The sequence below is a fragment of the Paenibacillus sp. FSL P4-0127 genome (assembly GCF_038007325.1).
GTDB classification, from domain to species: Bacteria; Bacillota; Bacilli; order Paenibacillales; family Paenibacillaceae; genus Fontibacillus; species Fontibacillus macerans.
The window spans coordinates 4,251,387-4,270,027 of the sequence record NZ_JBBOWY010000001.1 but is presented as its reverse complement, the minus strand read 5'-3'; the positions used below and the strand labels follow the sequence as shown (position 1 = coordinate 4,270,027).

Here is an 18,641-nt window from a genome sequence, read left to right as displayed (position 1 = left end):
TGTTCAAAAAGCCATCCGGATTTTTGAACGCAATTAAAATTGATTTCTGTTCTTAAACAGGAGGTACAGGAAAAACGGCGCCCCAATCCCCGCGGTGAACACCCCTGCCGGGACGTCCAGCGGAAGAAACGCCGTGCGTCCGACCAAGTCGGCGCCGAATACAAGCAGCGCGCCGGTCAGCGCCGACACGAGCAGCAGGCCGCCGAACATCCGTCCCGCCAGTTTTCGGGCGATATGCGGCGCGATCAATCCGGCGAAACCAAGCGTGCCGGCCACGGCAACCGCAAATCCGGCGAGCAGGACGCTGCACAGCAGCAGCGCAAAGCGGTGGCGCTCAACGGTGACGCCGAGTCCGGTGGCCAGGTCGTCCCCGAATTCCTGCGCGTTCAAACTGCGGGCCAGCCAAAGCGCAAGCGGTACGACGAGCAAAATAACCGGAATTATCGTATAAACATCCGTCCATGAAGCGCCATACACGCTGCCTGTCAGCCAAATATACGCTTGCCCGGCGGTATAAAACGGACTGATGATCAGCATAAACGTCGTGCCGGCGCTGGTGATGGCCGAAATGCCGACGCCGATCAACACGAGGCGGATCGGCGCGACCCCGGCCTTCCAGGCAAGCGCATAGATGACCATCGAGGTCACCAATGCTCCGGCAACCGCAAAGGCCGGCAACAGCTTGATGCTGACCGCCCCGCCCAGCAGCGTCACAAACCCGACGGCAACAGCCGCCGCGCCTCCCGTGATGCCGATGACATCCGGAGAAGCCAAGGGATTGCGGATCACTCCTTGCAAAATGGCGCCGGACATGCCGAGCGCGGCTCCGACCAGCAGGGACAGCAGCACCCGCGGCAGCCGCAGCGTAAGTACTACAAAATCATACTCCCCTGCATTCAGTCCCAGAATCGTCCGCAGCACTTCCAGGGGCGAAATCACATCGCTGCCTAGGCTTGTGCCAAGCACAGCGGCGAGCAGGACGAGAAGAACCAGCACGGCGATGACAAGCACCGCTCTCCTCTCCACCTGCAGGGATACCGCTTCCTTCTTGCTGCGGAAGATAAACGTTCCTCTCATATCTTCGTCACCCCCTTGCGGGCAATGTAGACGAAGAACGGTCCGCCAATCAGGGCGGTCATGATCCCAAGCGGGAGTTCCTCCGGCAGGATGATCAGCCGCGCGGTCACATCGGCCAACAACAGCAGCACCGCTCCGCCTATGAGCGAGTAAGGAATAAGCCAGCGGTAGTCATTCCCGACCCATGTGCGCATAATATGGGGCACGACGAGTCCGACAAGACCGATGGAGCCGGCTACGGCCACGGCACCCCCGGCGAGCAGCACGGTTGCGGCGCCCATGGCCGTCTTGACCAGCACGACGTTTTGCCCCATGCCTTTAGCGATATCATCGCCGGTCAACAGCAGATTGATCGCCCGGCCCATAAACAGCGCGGCCAAAGCTCCCGCGGCCATATACGGCAGAACGGGATACAGCATCTCCAGCGTGCGGCCGCTGACGGAGCCGGCCAGCCAGAACAGCACCTCCTGCAGACCGGTCCCGTCCAGAACGAGCACCGCCTGCGTGAAGGACGAGAACAAGGCGGTAATCGCCGTCCCGGCCAGCACAACCTTGATTGGGGTCAAGCCGTCCCGCCCGATGGAGCCAAGCGCATACACGACGGCCGCCGCAATGGCAGCCCCGGTAAAGCCAAACCACATCATCGTATTTAATGATGAGACCGACAGCACCACATTTGCAAGCACGATAAAAAATATCGCCCCGGCATTGATGCCAAACACGCTTGGAGAAGCGAGCGGATTACGTGTCAACGCTTGCATGAGCGCACCCGCAACCGCCAGGCTGGCGCCGACAACGGCGGCGATCACCGTCCGGGGCAGCCGCTCGGTACGGAGCACGATATGCGGGGTGGATTCTCCATCATAATGTTTGAACGCTTCCACCGCCGTGGAAACCGTAATTTCCGTGCGGCCGTAAATCATGCTCGCGGCACCCGCCGCAGCCAGCAGCACCAGCAACGCCGCCAGCCCTAAAATCTTGGATTTCCCTTGTGCAAACAGGGGCAACATGTCCTCACTCTTTCCCCTTAGTTCAGTTTGAAATACTCATACAGACCATCGAGCAAAAGGTTGGCCGACTTGTAACCGCCCCCGAGGTTCCATATTACCTCATCCACCTGGACAAACTGGTTGTTTTTGACCGCATCCAGATTGGCCCACAGCTTGCTTTTTGTCCATTCCTCGTAATTCTTCTGGACGGCTTCACCATCCGCACTGTAATTGAAGTTAAAGATCATGTCCGCATTCATATCCGGAATGCCTTCCTTCGAGGCAAGCTCGACGCCCCAGATATCTTCGTCATGACCCGGAGGTCTTGTAAAGCCAAGCTCTTGCAAAATTTGGCCGGCGTAACCCATATAGTAAATCCGCACCTGATCGGCTCTGAAATTGGTGATCGTAGCTTCAATCGGCAGGCGATCGCCCATCTTCTCTTTAAAGTCGGCCACTCTCGCCTCCCAATCGGACAATAGCTGATCGGACTTGTCTTCAAGGTTCAACGCCGTGCCCGCCGTTTTCAGCGTTTCCTTCCAGTCGTACAGCGTCTCCAGCATCACGGTCGGCGCGATTTGGGACAACTGCTCATAAATGTCCTCATGCCGCGTCTTATTGGCGATAATCAGATCGGGCTTAAGCTTATGTATTTCCTCCAGGTTCGGCTGAGTCTCCTGCCCGACGAGGGGCACGCCTTCCACATCGGCCCGCAAATATTCATAGACAGGCTGCTGCGCCCAGGATTCGACCACTCCGGCCGGCTTCACCCCCAGCGCAACCACGACATCGTTCGCCCCTTGGAACAGGGTGACGACTTTTTGCGGTGTTCCCTTAATCTCGGTTTCCCCCATCGCATGTTTAATGATCCGCGTCTCTTCCCCCGCACTGCTATCCGCTCCGCCGTTTGCGGCGCTGCCCGCATCCGCGCTGGCGCCCGCCGCCTGGCTCGTATTTGCCGTTCCTTCCGCCGCCCCGCCGGCGGCTCCGCAGCCTGCCAACATCGTAAAGATCAACACAAGCGCAATATGGCTGAAAAATGATTTGTTGTTGAACTTGAACAACATTGTTTTCTCCCCCATTACACTCTAAATGATAATGAATATCAATATCAGTTAGATTGTAATGGAGGTTGGAATATTATTCAAGTGTTATTTCAAATTTTTATTATAAAAACACGAGCCGCAAGGGCATTTTCTCCCCCGCAGCTCGCCAAACTCGATATGCCTGCTATTCGCCCGATCAAATCAACACTAAGCAGGCTCCCCAATCACCTTCCATTGCTGGATGCCGGTTGACGCGGCGGCCTTTGCCTTCATCGTTAACCGGATTTTCGTCGTTGTCACCGGGTCGAAGGCGGTCACATTATACCGATCCGGAAGCACACCATATGCGGATGGGTTCGGCACCTGCACCCAAGCATTTCCGTTCCAGTACTGCAGGTAAAAAGACTCCGGCAGATCGATCCCCTGATTATCGTCAAACCAGTACACTTCGCTGGACGAGATCTTATACGGACGGTTGAAGTCATATTGAACCCACTGCTCGGTTCCCGGGTTATCCCAGTTGCCGTACACCGGGTGTCCACGGTCCGCCGAGCTTTCCGGTTCGTACTCGACATTCAGCCCGGCCAGGCTTTCCCAAGGGGATACGTAGGAGGTGGAGGCCGTTCCATTGACGGCTACATTTTCTGTCGGGGCTCCTCCCTGTCCGACGTTGATGGTGAATTGTTTTTGCACCGGGGTACCCTTTTCATCGTAATCGCGAAGCTGCACAGTAAACCGGTAGCTTCCTTGGGCATTACCGGATACGGTTCCTTTGATTTCGCCGGTAAAGCGGTCCAAGCTCAGACCTCCGGGCAACGAGCCTTGCGTAATCGTCCAATCGTAGAAAGGAACCCCGCCCTCGGCCTGCAGCTTCAGTGCGTAATTCCCTCCCGGCGTTGCGTTAGGAATAGAGATATTTTTGATGGACGGACTCAAGAAAGGCGTCAGCTCGCGATTTAATTTCCAGCCCGCTTTTTCCGCAATCAGCAAGGCCAGTTTGGTCAGCATCCAGCGCTTATTGTCGTGAAAAAGATGGTTATATCCGCCGTTCTGGCCGCTGAGCCGATCCCAATACTGCTGATCACCGGGAATATGGTAGCTATTGTCCAGCGGTACAGGAACGCCTTGGTAGTCTATAATATTGTCCGCCGTTCTCCAGCCGCCGCGCTCGTAGGCCGCCATCCCTTGCCAGCTATCGGAATACGCGACCGCGTGGCCAAACTCGTGCATGATCAGGCCGTAAACGTCCGTGCGCGTACCCGACATTTCCGACAGGTACCATTCCTCGTCATTTAGCGAAGTAAACGGCGTCGCGGTATCGTAAAAATCGAGGATCGTTAGCAAGGAACGATGGATATTCCCCGGTACGGTCACTCCGCCCCGCTTGTGATATTGTCCGTTGTTCGCCGGTCCGCCGGTCGAGTAGGGGCCGTTGAGTCCTCTAAGGTAGATCCACATTCCGTTGTAAGGCTCGTTGTTGGTTGCGGCGACATGCCCGTTGAAGCCATCCTCCGGCAGCCAGGTCGTTTCCGCGTTGGCCGGAACGGTATCGAACGGCTCCATATCGAAGAAATAGAACCAATCTTTAATTGCCTGCTCACCGGCTGCACGGATCGCCGGATTGCTGAAATAGGGCTGAACCGTGTCATATCTGTAATCGAATTTAAGCGGCAGCTCCGGCTCCCTGTTATCGTCCTGATCCAGGACGCGAATCGGAGTGGTTTGCGTGCGGGAGGCGCCATTCGCGCCGGTCACCGTCAATTCCAGCGTGTAATGTTCGATTTCGCCGTTTCCGCCGATCCGGTCCGGTTGGATCTCAAGGTAAAAAGGCTTGCGCTCGCCGGCGTTTTGGAACGACAGCGTCTTGGCCGCCCCGTTTGCGCTAAAAGTGCTGGGACGGTCCAACATCAATCTGGAGCTGCCTTTGGCCTTAATGTTTATGGTCAAAGGATAAGCGGCGTTCCGCGGCGGAACAAGCGTTAGTTTGACAAAAGGATTGGCGATATACCCTTGCCAGTCCACCAGCTCCACGCCGTAATTGTTCAGGGTTCTCCCGAAAATATCGACAATTTCCGCCTGATCGTCAAGCTGCTGCGGCTCCGCCGGCTCGGCGGCGGCCGGTAAAGCGAATAAGGAAACCGTTAACAGAATGCTCATCCATAATGAGACCCATCTTTTCATCCTTTATCCCCTTCCTTGTTTATAGCTCAACCTAAAAATACGGCGGTTAACGGCCGGCTCTAGCTGCTGCCTTGGCTAACCGTCATCCCTCAAAAATAGCGGCACTTTATGATCTTATTGTCCGGAGCCAGGCCTGATCATCCCCGTTAGCGGCGTTTTTTGTCCTTATTTTCCTGTGAATGGCGCAGGGGCTCGGGCATTTCCTTGCGACGGGAGAATATAGCGGCATAAAATGCCTCTATTTCTTTCAAATGCACGGATATCGCCGGAATAACGTCATTTTTTGTGCTTATGTTTTTCTCTTGAGCTTAGTTCATTTGCTCATTGAACCCCCCACTTCAGCCCGCAGGAACCCAGCGTATTGCTTATAAACCCGCTCTCTGGCATCAGCGATGCCCGGCTGAAATTGAATCAACGCGGAGGAGCGCACGCGCCGGACTTGCTGCGCCGCTTCAAGCAGCTTGCTTTCCCTGCGGGTTCCCAATACGCCCGCATCGCCGCATACGGCCGCGGCGGCCAGCCGCCCCTGGGCCATAGCCACCAGCGCGCTTTCGATCCCGGTAATATTGCCGGCGACATACAAGCCTTTCACCGGGGTTTGCAATTGCTCATTGTGAAGCGGAATATGGCCGCCCAGCTCCGGTACATGCACAAATGGGCACCCGGCCACCGCGGCCAATTCCGCCAGCGGATATAATCCCCCCGCCAGCGCCGCGAAATCCACCCGCTCCTCCCGCTCGCTGCCGGGGATGACCTCGCCGGTTCCGGTTACATCCGCCAACGTTACGGATTCCACTCGGTCCGTACCGTTAATGGATATGGCCGCCGTACGCAGCAGTAACGGAATATCCCATATTTTCATCCCGCTGCGGGGGAAAAACCGGGCCGCCGGCCCCACGATCCCTAAGCTGCCCGCGATCTTTCCGCCGATTCGCAGCAGCGGCGAAGGCGCCAGATAGGCGAGGCCCATCAGCTTCGCCAAAACGGCCTTGGGCGAGGCGTCTTCGCCGGACAAGGGACCCGGCCCGGGCAGCACAATCCCGGCGATCGGCACTCCGCTGACCGCTAGCTCCCGGGCGATCGCCATGGCAAGCGTGTTAACGCCGATAATTAGGCCGCGCCGGCCGGGCTTCACGTAGTGCACATTGGCCAGCACCTGGGCCGCGCCGATCGACATCACGCCGGGCAGCGTCCAGCCGGGGCAGGGCCGGGGAATTTCGGCGGCGCCCGTAGCGAGCAGGACGTTTGCGGCCGCCAACGCTCCGCCGGTCGTTCTAACCACCCAGCGGTCATCCTGCCTGGCCATACCGTAAACGGATATGCCGCAGCGGATTTCAACCCCCAGGGCAGCGCATTTTTCCAGCAGTTGCTCAGCTTCCCGCCGGCCTACCCACCAGTGCCCTTTTTCCTCGTGAAACTGGCCCAGCATACGCCCGCCCGGTTCGGGGAACTCATCCAGCACGACTACGCCGAGCCCATGGCCGGCCGCTTCGGCCGCGGCCGACAATCCCGCTGGACCGGCGCCGACGATCAGCAGGTCGAATAGCGGGGACTTCGTCACGGCCGTTTCCTCCCCGTTATTTCATTGGGCAGCCGCCGCCCCTCGGAAATGCGCATCCCCGCCTCCAGCGGGGTAAGGCAGGAGCGCACCGGCCCCTTGCCTTCCACATCCAGCCGGCATTCCATACAATGACCGATGGCGCAGTACAGCCCGCGGGGACTGCCGGATTCCTCGTGCCTGCGTAAAATGCGAATCCCGCCGGCTAGCAAAGCGGCGGCGATCGGCTCCCCTTGCCGTCCCGTCAATACCTTGCCGTTAAATGTAAAACTCACCATTTTACCCGGCGTTTTCTGCGGACCCAGAATCGGGTGGTCTATGATCCGTTCCACTATTCTCCCCCCCTTGCCAGTTGGCCGAAAGTGACGGGCCGGATCGGCGGGCGGCAGGCCAGCAGCTCGGCATCGCGGGAGGACTCGGGATCTTTTGCGTGAATCCAGGTTTCCAGCAGGTTCCTGCATACCCGGCCCTGGCAAGCGCCCATCGCGGCCCGCGTCTTCATCTTCAGTTGCCGGGAGGTACGGCATCCCGACGCATAGGCCGCCTCCAATTGTTCCAGCGTCACTTCTTCGCAGCGGCAAATCACCGTGGATCGTCGTTGCATATCGTAAGCCTCCTAAAAAGTCCGTGTTCAAAAGTCAGGTTTTGAGCACCAAGAAGGTTGGATGAAGCTAGGGACGAAAGGAGCGAAGCGTACGTTTTGGGTACGTGAGCACCGGAAGGCCCGGCTGAATTCAAGATTCGACGCCCGATCCGCTTCTTGTCCTGCTCCGTGATAGAAAAACTCTATCGATGAACAATCAAAGAAGACAGGCCGCCTTAAGATGAAGTTTTTCTTGCGATTTAAGGAAGAATATCTCCGGTGGCTATTCATTCTTAAATCTTCAAAAGATGACCCTAAAAATAACGAATAGCGCAGGTCTTCAGCTCTGTGTAGAAATCCAGGGCGGCTTGCCCCTGTTCGCGCGAGTGCGAGCTGGACAGCTTCATGCCGCCAAACGGGGCCTGATACTCGACGCCCGCCGTCTCCTGATTAACGCGGACCATTCCGGCCCGGGCTTCGTCGAGGAACCGGTGAGCAGAGGACAAATCCCGGGTGAATAAAGAAGCGCTCAAGCCGTAAACGGACTGATTGCACAAAGCGACGGCCTCCTTGAAATCGGACGCTTCCAGCACCACGGCGACCGGTCCGAAAATCTCCTCCTGAATCAGCGGATGCTCCGCGTTCAAGCCCGCCGCCACCAGCGGCCGAATGTAGTAGCCTTCCCGGTCCTCCGCCGCTGCCGGACCTTGAGCCAGGATTTCGGCATGCTCCCAAGCCAGCTGCACATAGGAATTCACCGTTTCGTATTGGCCTGCCGAAGCTACCGGTCCCAGGTAAGCCTCCGGGTCAAGGGCCGGGGCCAGCTTGAGCCTGGATACCGCTTGCGTCAACGCTTCGGTAAACGAATCGTAAATCCCGGATTCCACGATGATGCGGCTGGTCGCCGTGCATTTCTGGCCCGCCGAGCGGAAAGCGCCGCTGACGATTAGGGGCACGGTATGCTCCAGATCGGCGTCGCTTAGCACCACGGCGGCATTTTTGCCGCCCATTTCTGTTTGATATTTGATGTTGCGTTTGGCGCAGGTCTCGGCGATGTGCGTGCCGGTGGCCGTGGAGCCGGTAAAGCTGACCGCGTCCAAAGCGATTTGCTCCAGCAGCGGACCGCCGATTTTACCGCCTTTGCCGACGACCAGATTGACGACACCGGGCGTAAGTCCGGCTTCGGCGAAAATTTCCGCCAGCCTGGTCGCGGTCAAAGAAGCGGACTCGGCCGGTTTCCAGATCACCGTGTTGCCGCAGATCAGCGCCGGCGCTATTTTCCATAGCGGAATGGCCACGGGAAAATTCCAGGGGGTGATAATTCCTACCACCCCAAGCGGCACCTTCCGGCTATACTGCAAAACATCCGGCTCGCTGGAAGGGATCACCGCCCCGCTCGCCCGTACTCCTTCTGCGGCATAGTAACGCAGCAGGTTTACGCCGCGCATGACTTCGCCGCGCATTTCCGTAATCGGCTTGCCCATCTCCATGCTGGCGAGACGGGCCACCTCGGCCGCCCTCGCCTCCAAAGCGGCCGCCAGCCGGTGCAAATGCTCGCCTCTTGCGGCCCCCGTCAAGCGGGACCAGGAAGCGTATGCCGAACGTGCCGCCTGCTCCGCCTGTCTGACATGCGAAGCGTCGGATAAATGAAGCACGCCTACTTCCTCGCGGATGTCGGACGGATTAACCACGGCGCACTCCCCTGCCGCAGGGACGATCCATTCTCCACCGATCCAATTTCGGCTGTGTACCATTGACGATTTTGACGATTCTTCCTGTTTCAAGCTCATTCCAAGCTCCCTTCTTTTGTTTCCTTTTTGGACGCTTCCTTTTTGGACTCAACCCAGAAATCGGCGCTTGGCTGTAAAGTCAGTTGGCTATCCATTCGTTTTGAGTTAACGGCTCTGCATCCCGGTTCTTCAGTCTTTCGCTAACGGTTGTAACCTGCGCTTAATCAGCCGAAAAGACGAGATTCATTATCTGACGGTTGCACCCGCGCTTATTTGGGTGAAAAAGGGGCGAACCTTTGAGATAAGCCAAAATAAGCTCTGTCGCAACACTAGCGTTGCATTAAATCCGACGGGATACATTTTCTCGCCACCGCTCTAACGGTTGCCACAGCCGCTATTTGCTCCAATATCGCCGTTTTCAAATTCTAACGGTTGCCATAGCGCTTATTTAGCTTAAACCCGGCGATTTGGGCTCAGATTAGAGCAGATAACCGCGCTCACAACCGTTAAAATTTAGAAAGGGGCTTTATTGGCAAAATAGCGACTGATACAACCGTTAGATTTCTGGCGTGATCTCAAATGGAATTGCGGGCAAGGTGTACCAGAGATTTTGTGCAGGCGTTAATGCAACGCCAGTGCTGTCGCAACCGTTAAATTTGGTTTCCCCTGCATTTTGTCGACTTAGCGGCGCTCACAACCTTTGGAATGACGCCGGCCTTGCTTGGAGGGGCTGTGCCGTCCTGATATCAAACGCCGCTTTTGCCTTTGCTCCCATTTTTGTGCCGATTCCTTCTTAATGCCCCTTGTTCGTGCGACTGCCGGTTAATTGGCCGGTTGTTTATGGCAGGTCGCCTGCTCAAACGCTTGTTTAATCACCTCGCAATCGGCCTCCGGCAAAGGCAGGCGCGGCGGGCGGGTCGGCCCGGCCGGGAATCCGGCCAGCTCCATCATGTACTTGATCGACTGGACGAGCTGGGGGCTGGCGTCGAAGTGAAGCAGCGGGAGCAGCCGGCGGTACAGCTCGGTTGCTTCCCGGACCTTGCCTTGTCTGGCCAGGCCGAACAGTTCCACGCCTTCCTGCGGCAAAGCGTTCGGCACCCCGGAGATCCAGCCTGTCGCTCCGAACAGCGCCCCCTCCATGGCCAAATCGTCGACGCCGATCATCACTTCCAAATCCGTATAGGCCAAAATATCGTGAACGCGGCGGATGTCGCCGGAAAACTCTTTGACGGCCACTATATGCTCAAGCCCGGAAAGTTTGGCCAGCAGCTGCGGGGTCAAGTCGACCTTGTAATCATGCGGATTATTGTAGGCGATAATCGGCAGCCCCACCTCGTTGAGCGCCTCATAATGGGCGATGACCTCATGCTCCAGCGGCCGGTAGTTGATCGGCGGCAGCGCCATCACGCCGGCAGCCCCCGCTTCCTTCGCATGCTTCACCCACTCGACGGCCTGCCGCGTAGAAGGCGCGGCGGACCCAGGCACCACCGGCACCCGCCCGGCCGCGGCCGCGATCACGGTTTCCACAACCTTGGCCCGCTCTTCGCCGGTCATGGTCGCGTATTCCCCCAGTGAGCCGGCTGGAACCAGACCGTTCACCCCTTGTGAAATCAGCCAGTCGCAAAGCTCGGCCAAACGCTTGTAGTCCACCTCGCAGCTGGCGGTAAACGGCGTGACGATGGCCACGTAAACTCCTTCAAATCTAGGCATAACGCGCTTTCTCCCCTCGCTTTTCATTTATTCATGTAATGAAATATTAATCTAATTAAGGATGAAACCTTCAGGCAGCGGATCGGCCGGATCCAGCAAAAAATTCATAAAACCTAAGACATGGGCGGTTCCCGTAAACCGCGGGATAACGGCCCTGCGGCCGGAAGCCGCCGTTTCCCCGGCAATGCTCCCGACCGCTTGGGCGCCGGTGATCCCCTCGTAGACGACCTGCTGGCCCCGCGCCAGCAATCCGCGGGAATAGAGTACCGCCAAATGAGCGCAAACCCCGGCTCCGCCCGGCGACCGGTCCAGCTGTTCTCCGGCGAATACAGCCGCGCTCCGGTAGACGATCCCGGACGAATCACGGTCATCAGGCCGATCATCAGCCCTGGCTTTAAGACGGGACTCAAGACGGGTTTCAACGTGGGTTTCAACGTGGGTTTCACAGCGGCCATCGTACTCAGCTTCCCTCCGATAAAAAAACACGCCGTAAATCTTCCCATTCCAGTCCGCCAGCGGATGTTCGACTTGCAGCCGCCCTTCCGCCGCCTCGCGGATCAGCCGCGCCCATTCCCGCAGCTTGGGCAGCGGATATCCCCCGCTTACGCCGGCGAGCAAGGAAGAAGCATCGGCAACGGCGTACATCTCGCCGCTGAAGGCGATATCGACCCTTACCTCCGCGCCTTCAACATTCACCCGAAAGGGCGCGGCCCAAACGAAGCTCGGAACCGATTCGACCATAACCAAGCGGACTTCTCCGCCTTCGCAATCGGCAACCGCACGCACCGTTCCCGCCGGGCAATCGATCAGAATACCCGCGGCGGCCTTGGAAGGCTCCAACTGCCCTGTGGCGGTCCAGGCCGCAACCGCGGCGATAATCCCGTGGCCGCTGATGGCCGTAAGGCCCTCCTGATCCAGGAACAGCAGGCCGAACCGCGCTTCCTTCGTCACCGGCGCCGTAACGACCGCCCCGGTCATCGCCCCGTGCCCCCGCGGCTCGGCCAGCAGCAGCTTCCTTGCGGCATCGAAGTTCCGCCGGAAAAACTCCGCCCTCTCCCGCAGCGATGCTCCTTCCAGCGGCGGCAAGCCGCCGGTGACGATCCTAAGCGGCTCGCCGCCGGAATGCGTGTCGATCGCCGCATACCAATTTTTCATTCTCATGTACACCGGCCCCCGAACCCATTAGAGAGTAGTTCAAAAAATCTGACATCCTGACTTTTTGAACTCGAACTATCAAAGCAGAAAAAATCCCCGATTCAGCTCATCCCGAGCTTGTAAAACAAACTGGTGAAAGCCGGTCACCCAAGCCGCCCCGGAGATTTGCGGTATAACCGCCGGCAGGCCGCCTACCATCGTTTCTTCCACAATCTTGGCTCGGAACAGCGAGCCCACGATGCTCTCGTGGACAAATTCCTCCCCTTTCGCCAGTTCTCCCTTGGCGTGAAGCACGGCGACCTTGGCCGAAGTTCCCGTCCCGCACGGTGAACGGTCGATCCCCCCGGGAGGCACAACCACGGTATTCCGGCAGTGGGCCAACGGCGATACCGGATCGCCGTAGAACTCGATATGGGTAAGCCCGCGAATGACCGGGATTTCCGGATGCACCACCTCAACCTGGCAATTCACGGCCTCGCGGATCTTGACGGCCAACCCTATGATTTCCGAGCCCTGGCCGGGAACCAGGGGAAGGCGAAGCGGCCGCGCGTCGACCAGTCCGTAAAAATTGCCGCCATACGCAATGTCCATGGAGATTTCGCCTAGCCCTTCGACATCTACCAACACATCCCTTTTGTACAAAAAAGAGGCGATATTCGTGAACGTTACCTGCTTCACCTTCCCGTCCTCGATCTCCAGCCTCGCTTCCACAAGACCCGCCGGGGTGTCGAGCCGGATGACGTCTTGACTGTCAGGATAAATTCCCCCCTCAATCAGCGCGGTGCAAAGGCCGATCGTATCATGTCCGCACATCGGCAAGTATCCGCCGGTTTCCATAAACACCACCCCGATGTCGGCCCGCTCGTCGCAAGGCGGGGTCAAAATACAGCCGGACATCACCTCATGTCCCCGCGGCTCAAACATCAGCGCGGTGCGGAAATCGTCGTAATGCTCGGACATGTAAACCATCTTTTCCGTCATCGTCCTTCCGATCAGTTCCGGCGCTCCGCCGGTCACGGTGCGGGTCGGATTCCCGCCCGTATGGGTATCGATCGTGCTCACCAGCTTGGAAAATCCCATACTCATAACACCACCTCCTAATGGCGGGCAACAGAGCGGCGAAAACGGTCATAACGGAGCGGCTCGACCGGGATGCACGTCTCGGCGCCGCTTAACATTTCGCTCATCACCTTCCCCGTAACCGCGGCCAGGCTGATGCCGTCCCCTTCATGTCCTGCCGCCACATAAAATCCGGGGACTTCGTCGACGGCGGAAACGATCGGCAAATGATCGGCCGTCCAGGGACGCAAGCCCGCGTACGTCCGCAGCAGCGGGATCCGCTCCAGCACGGGAAAGAAGCGGATCGCCCGTTCCGCAATCAGCCGGATCACCTCCTGGTCGACGCGGCTGTCTTCCCCCGCGAATTGGCGGCTGGAGCCGATCAGGAAGTTTTGCGAAGCGGTCGGTTCGAACACGAGCGCGATGCCGTACTGTTCGAACCTCGGGTCCACCTTGCGCGTTCCGCCGAATTTGCTGATCAAATAGCCGAATTCCATCACTTTCCGCTTCCCGATGCTCTCCCAGCGGGAGGCGACGAGAATGTGGCCCTTGCGGGGTTCGATCGGAATATCTATCCCGGCCATTAGCCCGATCCGCTTCGCCCATACCCCGGCGGCGTTAATGACAAATTTCGCGCGGATCGTCCCGTCGGAGGTTTCCACCCCGCGAATTCCGCGCTTCTCATCCAGCAGCAGCGCCGTCACGGGCGTATGGGTTCGCAGCCTTGCTCCATGGCGGCGGGCGGTGGAAGCAAGCGAATAGGTTAAGAGGACCGGGTTCACCGTAGAATCCGTGGCGCATTCCAACCCGCCCGGCAAATCGTCCGCCAGAAAGGGCCACTCCTCCCGCAGGTCCTGCCGGTCCAGCATGCGAAAAGGAAGGCCCGCTTCCCGCTGGCGCGCAACCCAGCTCTCGGCGGCCTGTATCTCTTCATCGGTCTCGCACACGAGGATGCTGCCGGGGGCCCGGTATTCGAATTCTTCATCAAGCTCCCGGGCCCACTCCGCCACTAACTGCTGCGATTTCAGGGACATTTGGCTGTCAAAGCCGGGGTCCTTGTCGATCGCCAAAATATTGCCGTCGCATTTGGACGAGGTGCCCCCGGCGATTTCGCCGCGCTCGACCACGATCACGTCCATGCCGGCTTTCGCCGCATAATAGGCGATGGACATGCCGATGATCCCGCCGCCGATGACAACGACTTCCGCAGCCACCGAATTCATGAACGCAGTCCTCCTTCTTTTACAGAGGTTGTTGAACCCGCATTATAAGACGATCAGTTCTTTGCTTGATTTCGTCAGCACTTCAATGCCGGTCTCCGTCACGAGAATGTCATCCTCAATGCGGACGCCGCCGAAATCGGGGATATAAATCCCGGGCTCCACCGTCAGGATCATCCCCGGCTCGAGCACGTCCTCCGTTTTTTGCGAAAACCGCATCGGCTCGTGGATTTCCAAACCAAAGGCGTGACCGAGGCCATGGCCGAAATAGTCGCCGTACCCGTAGCCGGCGATACAATCCCTGGCCAGCGCATCGCCTTCCTTCCCCGTCATCCCCGGTTTGAGCCCCTCCAGGGCGGTCCGGTTGGCCTCCAGCACGATCCGGTAGATCTCCTGATGGCGCTCCGTAGGCTCGCCGATAAAGACAGTCCGCGTTAAATCGGAACAATATCCTTCGTAGTTCGCCCCGAAATCGAGGGTTACGAACTCATTGACGCCAAGCGGCTTGTCGCTGGCCAATCCGTGCGGCAGCGCGGAGCGCACGCCGGAAGCGACGATCGTGGGATACGCCGACGAAATCGCCCCGTTTTTGCGCATGAAGTATTCCAGCTCCGCAGCCGCCTCCCGTTCGGTAACGCCCGGCTTCATAAAGCCCAAAATATAGTCGAAAGCCTTTTCCGTAATCTCGATCGCCCGCCGGATATGCGCCTGCTCCCGCTCGTCTTTGATGCCGCGTTGCTGTTCGACGATATTGTCCGTCGGCACCAGCTCGAATCCCTGAAAGCACTTTTCATATGCCTCATATCCCGCGTAGGTCACGTGATTTTTCTCGAACCCTAATTTCGCAACGCCGGCCCCGGCCAGTTTCTCCCGGATCAGTTCAAGCGGGTCGCCCGCCGCCTGTACAACTTCGTATTCACGAGCCTGCTGGGACGCCTGGCTGGTATAACGAAAATCGGTCACCAGCAAGGCCCGGTCCTGCGTAATCACCACCGTGCCGGCGGTGCCGGTGAAGCCGGTAACATATCTGCGGTTATAGGGGCTTGCGATCAATAGTCCGTCGATCCCCTGCCGCTTGAGCGCTGCCCGTACCTTTTCAAGACGCTGTGCTTCCATGGATTGCACCCTCCCTCTCATCTTTTCAGACCGAACCTCATACGCATGCATCCTGCGTTCAGCCTTTCATCCCGGTCAACGTAATGCCTTCGATAAAATAACGCTGCCCAATAAAAAACACGATGATCACCGGCAAAATCACCACGGTCGAAGCAGCCATCAGCAAGTGCCACTGCGCGCTGTGCAGCGATTGAAACATTTGCAGTCCCAGCGCCATCGTAAATTTGCTTTCCTCATTTAAGTACACCAGCGGACCCATAAAATCGTTCCACGAATTCATGAAGGAAAACAAACCGATGACGATCAGCGGCGGCTTCGACAAAGGAATGATGATCCGGGAAAAAACCGTCCACGGACCGGCCCCGTCCATAAAAGCGGCTTCGTCCAAATCCCGCGGGATGCCGGCATAAAACTGCCTTAACAGAAAAATGTCGAAGGCCGAGCCGAACCACACCGGCAGGATGAGCGGGACGTAAGTGTTAATCAGATCGGCCAGCTTCCAGCCGATAAAGGTCGGAATCAGCGTGACCGCACTGGGCAGCATCATGCTCGACAGCAGCAGCCCGAAGAAGAACTTTTTGCCCGGCCAGCTTAACCTGGCGTAGCTGTAAGCCCCAAGCGAACTGCTGATCAGCGCTCCGGCCAAGCAGCCGATGGTGATGGTTAACGTGTTGCGGAAAAAACGGAAGAAATCGATCGTCGTCAAGGCTTCCACATAGTTCTGCAAGCGAAAGGGCGAAGGTATCCACCTTGGCGGCATTTCAAAAATTTGCAGCGAACTCATCATCGAACTGCGGACCAGCCAAAATAACGGCAATAGACAAAAGCAGGCTCCTAAAATGAGGATCGTGTAAACGGTCAGCTGCGAGATTCTGCGGCTTCTACGCATAGGCGCTACACCTCGCTTTCATAGAACACCCAGGATTTGGATGTGCGGAAGAAGATGACCGTGACCAGCAGGATGATCATAAAGAGAATCCAGGCAATCGCCGACGCCTGCCCCATTTCCCCGAATTGAAACGCCTGCCGGTAAATGTAGTAGTTATAGAACAGACTGGCATTGTTGGGCCCGCCCTGGGTCATAATCAGCGCCTCGGTAAACACCTGAAAAGCTCCGATCGAGCCCATGATCAGATTGAAGAATATAATCGGCGTCATCATCGGAATCGTGATATGCCGGAACTTCCGGAGCGGACCGGCGCCATCGACGATGGCCGCTTCGTACAAGGACCTCGGCACGCCCTGCAGGCCCGCCAGGAAAATAATGATCGTGCTCCCCATCCCCCACAGGCTCATCAGCACGATGGAAGGAACCACGGTGGTTTCGGAATACAGCCAATCGAGCGTCGGTAGGTTCAAGGCTTCCAGGAAGCTGTTGAACAGGCCCAGATCCGGGCTAAACAGCCAAATCCAAATCATCGAGGACGCCACCGCGGGCACGATGGCCGGCAAATAATAGATCGTGCGGAACACGGATTTGCCGCGGATAAACTCCATGTTCAGCAGAAACGCAACGATAAACGAAAAGACCAGTCCGAGCGGAACGCGGAGCGCGACATATTTGAAGGTGACCCATAGCGAGTTGTAAAAATATTGATCCGTGCCGTCGAACAGCCGCGTATAATTCGCCAGCCCGATGAATTTGGGCGCATTTACGATCCGGTAATCCGTAAAGCTGAGCAAAAGACTGGCGAGCATCGGCAAAATGACGAACAGCATCAGCCCGCAGATACTGGGCAGGGCGAACAGGATGCCTTCTAAAGCGATACGGCGTTTATGAAGAATAGCAATCCCCCCAATCCGGATGAATGAACAAGCCTGGATATTACTTGCCGTAATATCCTTGAATCAGCGGCTGCACCTTGGGCTCCACCCCCTTCAGCGCTTCTTCGGCCGTCATTTTGCCCGTCCAGACCAAGTCGAGAGCCGGCGTTACTAAGGCATTGATTTTGTCCAGGTTCTTCACTTCAAAGCCAGGGGTGCGGATGCCGTTTTCAATCGTCTGCTTCATATAGGCCTCGGTGTATCCTTCCGGATGCGCCTTGTTCCCGGCGGCCCATTTGTTAATCAGGTCCGGATTCGTGTACCATTCTTTTTTCAGCGGCATCCATAATCCGCCTTCGATCAGCGGCAGCACCGATTCGGGGTCGGCCATATATTTGTACAGCAGCCACGCTTCCTCCGGGTGCTTGGTCGATTTAAAAATGACCGTCGGCGCCCCGTCCAACAGGGTATTGCTGACTTTAAGCTTCGGCAGCACCCCGACTCCCAAATTAAAATCCTGTTCCGCAAACGCTTGCAAAGCCCAGTTCCCGGAGACCGTCATAGCGACTTTTTTCGTCTGCAGCGCCGTATCGGGCAGGTTTTTGGTTTGCATCGGGGTGGGCGAAACATGGTGAACATACATCAGATCCGCCAGCTTTTGAATCGCCTCGATCGCCTCCGGCCGGGCCAGCCCAAACCCTTTTCCATCCTCCGTCAAAAAGTTGCCGCCATTAGATACCACCGCCGCCATCATGTTGTAAGGATCGTACTGAAGTCCGTACTGCCTGATTTTGTCCGGGTTAAAGTTGGGATCAAGCGCATTTCTCCCCTGGTCGTCCAGCGTTAATTTTTTGGCGTATTCCACAAACGTATCCCAATCCCAGGCTTTATCCGCGTCGGTCGGGGGTAGCGGTGCGCCCGCTTCCAGCAGCAGATCCTTGTTGTACATAAGCCCGTATCCTTCGACCGCGGTGCTCATCCCGATGATGTTGCCGGGGGCGATTTCGTACCAGACCTGGTCGAGATAATCCTCCTTTTTAAAATCCGGGTCCTTGTCGATCAGCGGGGAGAGATTAAGCAGCTTCCCGTCCGCCCCCCAACTTAAAGCGGCCCCGGACGACAAGTAACCGAGATCCGGCGCGACATTCCCCGCCACCATCGTCGTCAGCTTGGTTAAATAATCGGCTGGGACGTGCATCGGCTCCACGCCAATTCCGGTCGCCTGCTCAAAACGTTCGAGCGCTTCCGTCACCGTTTTTTTCTCGATCGTATCTCCCCAGAAGGAGAATTTCAGCGTAACCTGCTCTTTACCGCCGTCCTGGCCGCCGCCCCGGCTTTCTTCGGAGGTTCCCCCGCTATTCGAACAGGCCGGCAACACGACGGCAACGGCAAGAGCCGCCGCTAACATCCTGCCCGCGAAACGCCTAGCTCTCTTCATCCTCTAACCCTCCAT

Annotated in this window: 16 protein-coding genes; all 16 read right to left on the bottom strand. The window is 57.5% G+C overall.

Features of this window, described 5'->3' with window-relative positions:
* Nucleotides 1-33 precede the first annotated feature (33 nt).
* A complete protein-coding gene (locus tag NYE74_RS19215; protein ID WP_036622865.1) occupies nt 34-1,077 on the bottom strand; it encodes a FecCD family ABC transporter permease in 1,044 nt (347 codons plus the stop codon).
* Complete coding sequence (locus NYE74_RS19210) at nt 1,074-2,087, bottom strand: FecCD family ABC transporter permease (RefSeq protein WP_240751790.1); 1,014 nt, start codon at nt 2,085-2,087, stop codon at nt 1,074-1,076. Before NYE74_RS19210 ends, NYE74_RS19215 begins: the two co-directional genes overlap by 4 nt.
* Before the next feature lie 17 nt (nt 2,088-2,104).
* Nucleotides 2,105-3,133: an ABC transporter substrate-binding protein gene (locus tag NYE74_RS19205; RefSeq protein ID WP_036622863.1), complete on the bottom strand. Its 1,029-nt coding sequence runs from the start codon at nt 3,131-3,133 to the stop codon at nt 2,105-2,107.
* Between the two features lie 186 nt (nt 3,134-3,319).
* Nucleotides 3,320-5,293 carry a putative Ig domain-containing protein gene (locus tag NYE74_RS19200; RefSeq protein WP_124332057.1) on the bottom strand — a complete coding sequence of 658 codons (1,974 nt, stop codon included), beginning with the start codon at nt 5,291-5,293 and terminating at the stop codon, nt 3,320-3,322.
* 313 nt (nt 5,294-5,606) lie between these two features.
* A complete protein-coding gene (locus NYE74_RS19195; RefSeq protein ID WP_341005120.1) occupies nt 5,607-6,854 on the bottom strand; it encodes an NAD(P)/FAD-dependent oxidoreductase in 1,248 nt (415 codons plus the stop codon).
* Nucleotides 6,851-7,129 carry a (2Fe-2S)-binding protein gene (locus tag NYE74_RS19190; RefSeq protein ID WP_082208049.1) on the bottom strand — a complete coding sequence of 93 codons (279 nt, stop codon included), beginning with the start codon at nt 7,127-7,129 and terminating at the stop codon, nt 6,851-6,853. Before NYE74_RS19190 ends, NYE74_RS19195 begins: the two co-directional genes overlap by 4 nt.
* Nucleotides 7,130-7,182: 53 nt before the next feature.
* Nucleotides 7,183-7,455 carry a (2Fe-2S)-binding protein gene (locus NYE74_RS19185; RefSeq protein ID WP_036622859.1) on the bottom strand — a complete coding sequence of 91 codons (273 nt, stop codon included), beginning with the start codon at nt 7,453-7,455 and terminating at the stop codon, nt 7,183-7,185.
* 293 nt (nt 7,456-7,748) lie between these two features.
* Nucleotides 7,749-9,224 (bottom strand): aldehyde dehydrogenase family protein, encoded by a 1,476-nt coding sequence (locus NYE74_RS19180; RefSeq protein WP_230876977.1) that lies wholly within the window; start codon nt 9,222-9,224, stop codon nt 7,749-7,751.
* 762 nt (nt 9,225-9,986) lie between these two features.
* Nucleotides 9,987-10,874, bottom strand: coding sequence for a dihydrodipicolinate synthase family protein (locus NYE74_RS19175; RefSeq protein ID WP_036622858.1), 888 nt, complete (start codon nt 10,872-10,874; stop codon nt 9,987-9,989).
* A 51-nt stretch (nt 10,875-10,925) separates the two neighbouring features.
* Nucleotides 10,926-12,035: a proline racemase family protein gene (locus tag NYE74_RS19170; protein WP_341005119.1), complete on the bottom strand. Its 1,110-nt coding sequence runs from the start codon at nt 12,033-12,035 to the stop codon at nt 10,926-10,928.
* Between the two features lie 72 nt (nt 12,036-12,107).
* Nucleotides 12,108-13,109, bottom strand: a complete 1,002-nt coding sequence (locus NYE74_RS19165; protein WP_155619495.1) for a proline racemase family protein — start codon at nt 13,107-13,109, stop codon at nt 12,108-12,110.
* Nucleotides 13,110-13,126: 17 nt separating this feature from the next.
* Nucleotides 13,127-14,311, bottom strand: coding sequence for an NAD(P)/FAD-dependent oxidoreductase (locus NYE74_RS19160; RefSeq protein WP_036622856.1), 1,185 nt, complete (start codon nt 14,309-14,311; stop codon nt 13,127-13,129).
* A 42-nt stretch (nt 14,312-14,353) separates the two neighbouring features.
* Nucleotides 14,354-15,424 (bottom strand): M24 family metallopeptidase, encoded by a 1,071-nt coding sequence (locus tag NYE74_RS19155; protein ID WP_124332054.1) that lies wholly within the window; start codon nt 15,422-15,424, stop codon nt 14,354-14,356.
* A gap of 58 nt (nt 15,425-15,482) precedes the next feature.
* Nucleotides 15,483-16,313: a carbohydrate ABC transporter permease gene (locus NYE74_RS19150; protein WP_036622854.1), complete on the bottom strand. Its 831-nt coding sequence runs from the start codon at nt 16,311-16,313 to the stop codon at nt 15,483-15,485.
* A 5-nt stretch (nt 16,314-16,318) separates the two neighbouring features.
* Nucleotides 16,319-17,143 carry a carbohydrate ABC transporter permease gene (locus NYE74_RS19145; protein ID WP_227872749.1) on the bottom strand — a complete coding sequence of 275 codons (825 nt, stop codon included), beginning with the start codon at nt 17,141-17,143 and terminating at the stop codon, nt 16,319-16,321.
* A 106-nt stretch (nt 17,144-17,249) separates the two neighbouring features.
* Complete coding sequence (locus NYE74_RS19140; RefSeq protein ID WP_051985432.1) at nt 17,250-18,626, bottom strand: ABC transporter substrate-binding protein; 1,377 nt, start codon at nt 18,624-18,626, stop codon at nt 17,250-17,252.
* Nucleotides 18,627-18,641 lie beyond the last annotated feature (15 nt).

Bases quoted from the DNA above. Each gene is read 5' to 3' on its own strand.
- NYE74_RS19215 (WP_036622865.1), bottom strand. From the start codon at position 1,077: ATGAGAGGAACGTTTATCTTCCGCAGCAAGAAGGAAGCGGTATCCCTG.
- NYE74_RS19210 (WP_240751790.1), bottom strand. From the start codon at position 2,087: ATGTTGCCCCTGTTTGCACAAGGGAAATCCAAGATTTTAGGGCTGGCG.
- NYE74_RS19205 (WP_036622863.1), bottom strand. From the start codon at position 3,133: ATGTTGTTCAAGTTCAACAACAAATCATTTTTCAGCCATATTGCGCTT.
- NYE74_RS19200 (WP_124332057.1), bottom strand. From the start codon at position 5,293: ATGAAAAGATGGGTCTCATTATGGATGAGCATTCTGTTAACGGTTTCC.
- NYE74_RS19190 (WP_082208049.1), bottom strand. From the start codon at position 7,129: ATGGTGAGTTTTACATTTAACGGCAAGGTATTGACGGGACGGCAAGGG.
- NYE74_RS19185 (WP_036622859.1), bottom strand. From the start codon at position 7,455: ATGCAACGACGATCCACGGTGATTTGCCGCTGCGAAGAAGTGACGCTG.
- NYE74_RS19180 (WP_230876977.1), bottom strand. From the start codon at position 9,224: ATGAGCTTGAAACAGGAAGAATCGTCAAAATCGTCAATGGTACACAGC.
- NYE74_RS19175 (WP_036622858.1), bottom strand. From the start codon at position 10,874: ATGCCTAGATTTGAAGGAGTTTACGTGGCCATCGTCACGCCGTTTACC.
- NYE74_RS19170 (WP_341005119.1), bottom strand. From the start codon at position 12,035: ATGAGAATGAAAAATTGGTATGCGGCGATCGACACGCATTCCGGCGGC.
- NYE74_RS19165 (WP_155619495.1), bottom strand. From the start codon at position 13,109: ATGGGATTTTCCAAGCTGGTGAGCACGATCGATACCCATACGGGCGGG.
- NYE74_RS19160 (WP_036622856.1), bottom strand. From the start codon at position 14,311: ATGAATTCGGTGGCTGCGGAAGTCGTTGTCATCGGCGGCGGGATCATC.
- NYE74_RS19155 (WP_124332054.1), bottom strand. From the start codon at position 15,424: ATGGAAGCACAGCGTCTTGAAAAGGTACGGGCAGCGCTCAAGCGGCAG.
- NYE74_RS19150 (WP_036622854.1), bottom strand. From the start codon at position 16,313: ATGCGTAGAAGCCGCAGAATCTCGCAGCTGACCGTTTACACGATCCTC.
- NYE74_RS19145 (WP_227872749.1), bottom strand. From the start codon at position 17,143: ATGCTGTTCGTCATTTTGCCGATGCTCGCCAGTCTTTTGCTCAGCTTT.
- NYE74_RS19140 (WP_051985432.1), bottom strand. From the start codon at position 18,626: ATGAAGAGAGCTAGGCGTTTCGCGGGCAGGATGTTAGCGGCGGCTCTT.